At 56.0% G+C, this 4,692-nt stretch carries 6 protein-coding genes; 1 reads left to right on the plus strand and 5 read right to left on the minus strand.

What is annotated here, in order from left to right:
* Window positions 1–341: 341 nt before the first annotated feature.
* The 4 genes from KXR87_RS23090 to KXR87_RS23105 all read right to left on the minus strand — a co-directional run bounded on the left by KXR87_RS23090 (window position 342) and on the right by KXR87_RS23105 (window position 3,224).
* The gene (locus tag KXR87_RS23090; protein ID WP_437434520.1) at window positions 342–1,070 is read right to left on the minus strand and encodes a MerR family transcriptional regulator; all 729 of its coding nucleotides are present in this window, start codon (window positions 1,068–1,070) and stop codon (window positions 342–344) included.
* Window positions 1,071–1,318: 248 nt separating this feature from the next.
* Window positions 1,319–1,861, minus strand: a complete 543-nt coding sequence (locus tag KXR87_RS23095) for a cysteine hydrolase family protein (protein ID WP_437434521.1) — start codon at window positions 1,859–1,861, stop codon at window positions 1,319–1,321.
* Window positions 1,862–2,159: 298 nt separating this feature from the next.
* Window positions 2,160–2,483 carry an AzlD domain-containing protein gene (locus tag KXR87_RS23100; RefSeq protein WP_437434522.1) on the minus strand — a complete coding sequence of 108 codons (324 nt, stop codon included), beginning with the start codon at window positions 2,481–2,483 and terminating at the stop codon, window positions 2,160–2,162.
* Window positions 2,484–3,224: an AzlC family ABC transporter permease gene (locus tag KXR87_RS23105; protein WP_437434523.1), complete on the minus strand. Its 741-nt coding sequence runs from the start codon at window positions 3,222–3,224 to the stop codon at window positions 2,484–2,486.
* 107 nt (window positions 3,225–3,331) lie between these two features.
* On the opposite strand from KXR87_RS23105, the gene KXR87_RS23110 reads away from it, so the two are divergent.
* Entirely contained in the window at window positions 3,332–4,165 is an 834-nt protein-coding gene (locus KXR87_RS23110) for an AraC family transcriptional regulator (RefSeq protein ID WP_437434524.1), read from the plus strand.
* Between the two features lie 53 nt (window positions 4,166–4,218).
* Here the strand turns inward: KXR87_RS23110 and KXR87_RS23115 are convergent.
* On the minus strand, window positions 4,219–4,692 hold a 474-nt coding region (locus KXR87_RS23115), incomplete at its 5' end, for an enolase C-terminal domain-like protein (protein ID WP_437432558.1).

Consider the following 4,692-nt stretch of genomic DNA (forward strand, 5'->3'; position numbering starts at 1 on the left):
GGGAAACAGGTGACCGGGGCATAATCTCTCCCACGGGCTCAGAGGCACCAGGGCCAGGGGATGCTCACCGGTCACCTCCCGATGATCAGTCGGGGATCTTCTCCGGCTGAGCGGAGAAGATCAAGACATAAGGGCCAGGGTGAGGGGAAACATGCGGCGCTGAGCGTCATTCCGTTCACCTTATGTCCCTTGCTTTTCTGTCACGCCAGAACCCGTGAACGTGCCAGGAGGGCGGCGGTGAACCCACATGGCGCGTGCACAGGGAGAGTCGCTTCAGAAGAACAATAAACGTAAGGTGAACGGAACAGCCCGCCAGACTTGTATATTCCGTCCCGCCAGACCTAGAGCGTAATCACATCCAGTGACGTCACCAGCTCACGCCATTTTTCAACCTGCTTCTTGCGAGCAACGGTTAACTTCCCGCTGGTGACCAGCAGCCAGTGGCGGCCAGGGAAAATTTCAGGTGCCAGCACCGTGGGGGAGTTTGGCAGCACATCGATACGATGTCCCTGACCGGTACGCTTTAGCGCCTCCAGCCACACTTCACAGGGATCGGTCAGTTGCCAGCCACAGATCAGATAATTATCACCAGGGGCGCGCTTGTCGCCCTCAAGGCAGAATGAGGTGTAGGAAAGAATAATGCCATCAAGCACTTCGCGCAGGGTCATCATCGCAGGCGTGTTGGCGGAAACCTGGCTCCTGAGGGGGCGGAGCACCTCCGTCACCAGTTCAGGTCGGGGGTATTCACGGCCTGAATCATAAATTAACTGGCGCAGAGATTCTATTTTGCCTTCTTTGAGCCGCTCAAGCATGGTTGTCTGCAAGGTTACCCAGTTATTGGCGCGCCGTGTGCCGGGGCGCTCAAGCAGAGGTTTCACCTGGCTGACGGGCACCCCTTTCTTCACCCAGTCGAGAATGCGCAGCGCCTGCTGGACATCATCGTCACTGTATAAGCGGTGACCCCCATCGGTACGCAGGGGTTTAAGCAAACCATAACGCCGTTGCCAGGCCCGAAGCGTGGTCGCGTTAATGCCGCACAGTGTGGCGAATTGGCCAATGGAGTAAGACATGCCAGGTACCCGCAAAGAAAGATTCTTATTAATATACTATGAATATAGCACTGCTCAACGTGCCGCCCTGACGGGAGAGGGGGTGAGAGGGGGAAATTCGCCGAACAGGGGAAGAAAACGAAGACGAAAGCCTGATGCGGTCGACGTGGCGGGGGGCAGGCGTTCATTGCCGGTGGCGTTGCCGCTTCGCTGACGGGTGATCTGTGCTGACAGACACCCGCCCGGATGCGGGACGCGATATTCTCGCCTTAAAACAGACACTCATCTGTCGACAACAGTGTCACAAAAGGGCCGTTCAATGTGTTGTTGTGGTGAGCGATGATGGTCTGCGCGGCGAGGACCGCAGTATCCATCGTGGTGTGGGCATCGGCAATTAAAATTGGCTTAAAACCCAGATCAGCGGCAGCCCGACAGGTCGTATCGACGCAAAATTCTGTCTTCATTCCCACGACAACCAGCTCATCAACAGAGGCTTTGTGCAGTAATTCTGCGAGGCCGGTTCCGGCGAAACCATTTGGTCGTGTTTTGACCAAAACCTGGTCACGGCTTTCATCAATATCCAGCTGCGCAATAAGTCGCGTCAGGGGGCTGCCAGGTTCTACAGGTGAACCAGCAGGGCCGGTATGCTGCAAGGCAAAAACGGGTGCACCTGCCTCGTGGGCTCTGGCAATTAACTGATTGATATGGGTTAGTACGCGCGCCCCTTCATACGGTTTATCCGGGCCATGAAATAAACCCACCTGCATATCAATAACCAATAGAGCGCGACGTCGTGGGGGAAGAGAGGACATGATTTTTCTCCTGTTGCGTTACCAGGGGCCAGGAGAAAGAGAGTAAACCCGGCCAGGACTGGCGGGTTTAAGGGTAAATTTAGCGCGCATTACCCTCACAACCCGCGTCAGGGGTCGTGCTGGTGGTGGTTTGAGTCAGGCGCGCAAACATATTCATTCACTGAAATTATAAAAGCTTGAGTAAATCGTCAACAGAATAATGACTGCATCATCAGAAAGCCTGGCAGAGCCGGAGAGATGAACTGAAGCCCGGCCAGTTATGCACTCCGATTTACCAGGCTAACGTTCTACGTGTGTGTCAGGTCAACAGCATATAACTCAGCCCCATCATCGCACCCATGCCGGCCACCACGGTGAGAAACAGGCTGCGGGTCACCATGCCCGCCACGATGGCAATGATGGTAGCCAGTAGCGACAGGCTGAGACCAGAAGGCGACCAGACGGGTTTTGCGATGATTTCAGCGGTAATGATGGCGGACATGATGGCCGCTGGAATAAAGCTCAGCCAGTCTTGCAGTCTCTGCGGTAGATGAAACCTCGCCAGCAGAAACAGTGGAACCGTGCGCATCAACGCCGTTACAAGTGCCGCCAGGGCGATAGTGAAAACAATCGGATAGTCCATTTATTTCTCCCTTTTGCTGCGCATGCGCAGCACGCATGTCGCCACGGTGGCAGAGAGCATGGCTGCGATAATTACCACCAGATGCGTACCTAAATGCGATGCCGTGGTCAGCGTAATCAGAATGGCAGCGAAAATGGCTACGGTCTCCGGAAGTTTGCGCTGGCTGGCGTACCAGGTCATCACCAGTAAACCGACGAACATGGAGACCAGGCTGAAACTCAGCCCTTCCATCAGGAACGGCGGCAGCGCAGTTGCCAGCCATGCGCCGACAACACAGGCGACAATCCAGTTGAGCCACGCCGAAATGTTGAGCCCCAGGAGCCAGGGAAAGGGCAGTGCACCCTGGCGGGTAGCGTGCTGAACGGCCACGCCGAAGGTTTCGTCCGTGAGCAGGACACCGCCGATCAGTTTTTGCAAGGCTGTGGAGTGGCGAAACCAGATACTTAATGCCGAGCTCATCAGGAGATAACGCATATTCACCAGTGCGACGCTCAGAATGACCGAGGCCGATTCTGCACCCGCAGCCCAAAGTGAGTAGAAAAGGAAATGGGCGGAACCGGCGTACAACCCTGCTGCCAGCAGCGTCGTGTGCAACAGCGAAAACCCGGACAATGTACCAATGGCACCTGCGGCCATGCCAATGCTCCAGTAGCCTGGCATGGTGGGCAGACAAGCCATCACGCCTGCCATAAAGCGGCCGTTTGCCGCTTCAGCATTTTCACAATTCGTGTTAAATGACATTCTTTACCCATAAACTTCGCGAATGAGAAGCGCTGAGTGTAAAGGAACGGCATGGGGAGGATAGGATAATCCTGCTCATCATGAGAAAAGGGTGAGAGGTACACCAGATGAAAGACAAGCGCGATGACATCCGGTTATGGAAAGACAAAGCCTTTCAGGGCGAGATGGAAGTGTTGCGCGCCTCCTGCTTTGATCATCGTTATCCCCCCCATTTTCATGATGAGTTTGTGATGGCGATTTTTGCTCGCGGGGCTCAGCGCAACCGGGTATGCCGTAAAACGGGGGTGGCTGCCGCCGGAACGGTAATGTTCATTCACCCCGGTGAGGTACACACGGGAGAGGCGGTCGAGCGTGATTTGGGCTGGGATTACTGCGCATTTTATCCCTCTGAAGCACTGGTGCATGATATTGCAGACGCGGTACTGCCAGGCAAAGGACAGGTTAATTTTGGCCGGGAAATTATGTACCACGCGCCAGAGATGGCGGAAGAATTGCTTCAGTCTGCATCGGTTCTCGCCCATAGTCGGGATGCGATGGAAAAAGAGTGTGCGCTGTTTCAACTGCTTAGCACGCTGATTGCCCGATACGGTGAACGCTCAGGCTGCGAAAGGGGGAGAAACCAGGGAAGGGCTGATATGCGTCGTGCCGTTGAGTATTTACAGGCGCACTATCACCAACCCGTCAGCGTGCTGGATGTTGCCCGTGCGGTGGGGTTGAGTGAGTTTCACTTTATGCGCCTCTTTCAGAGCAGCACCGGCTTGTCGGTACACCGCTTCCTGACGCAAATCCGCCTGATCAGAGCGAAGTCTCTGCTCGCACGTGGCGTGAGTGCCTCACAAACCGCGCAGGATGTTGGATTTTTCGATCAGAGCCACTTCTCCCGTACCTTCCGTATCCATTTCGGCGTCACGCCGGGTGCCTTTGCGGCAGCCTGCCGATAAGTGAAAAAAAGCCCGCAGGGCGATGCCAGCGGGCTTTTCATCAATCAGTACGGTTAACGCACCATGCAGGGACGCTTGTTGTCGAACGTCCAGCCGGGGATCAGGTACTGCATCCCCATCGCATCGTCGCGCGCGCCCAGACCGTGTTTCTGATACAGCTCGTGCGCCTTCATCACCTGGTCCATGTCCAGCTCCACGCCCAGACCCGGTGTGGACGGCACCTGAACCATCCCGCCTTTGATTTCAAACGGCTCTCTGGTCAGGCGCTGGTTGCCTTCCTGCCAGATCCAGTGCGTGTCAATCGCGGTGATTTTACCCGGTGCTGCGGCCGCCACGTGGGTGAACATCGCCAGTGAAATGTCGAAGTGGTTGTTGGAGTGCGAGCCCCACGTCAGGCCAAACTCGTGGCACATCTGCGCCACGCGCACCGACCCCTGCATGGTCCAGAAGTGCGGGTCTGCCAGCGGAATGTCCACCGACTGCAGCGACAGCGTGTGACCCATCTGACGCCAGTCGGTGGCAATCAT

The sequence above is a fragment of the Yokenella regensburgei genome (assembly GCF_051486985.1).
Lineage (GTDB): Bacteria > Pseudomonadota > Gammaproteobacteria > Enterobacterales > Enterobacteriaceae > CBFFRJ01.

Bases quoted from the DNA above. Each gene is read 5' to 3' on its own strand.
- KXR87_RS23105 (WP_437434523.1), bottom strand. From the start codon at position 3,224: ATGTCATTTAACACGAATTGTGAAAATGCTGAAGCGGCAAACGGCCGC.
- KXR87_RS23110 (WP_437434524.1), top strand. From the start codon at position 3,332: ATGAAAGACAAGCGCGATGACATCCGGTTATGGAAAGACAAAGCCTTT.
- KXR87_RS23090 (WP_437434520.1), bottom strand. From the start codon at position 1,070: ATGTCTTACTCCATTGGCCAATTCGCCACACTGTGCGGCATTAACGCG.
- KXR87_RS23100 (WP_437434522.1), bottom strand. From the start codon at position 2,483: ATGGACTATCCGATTGTTTTCACTATCGCCCTGGCGGCACTTGTAACG.
- KXR87_RS23095 (WP_437434521.1), bottom strand. From the start codon at position 1,861: ATGTCCTCTCTTCCCCCACGACGTCGCGCTCTATTGGTTATTGATATG.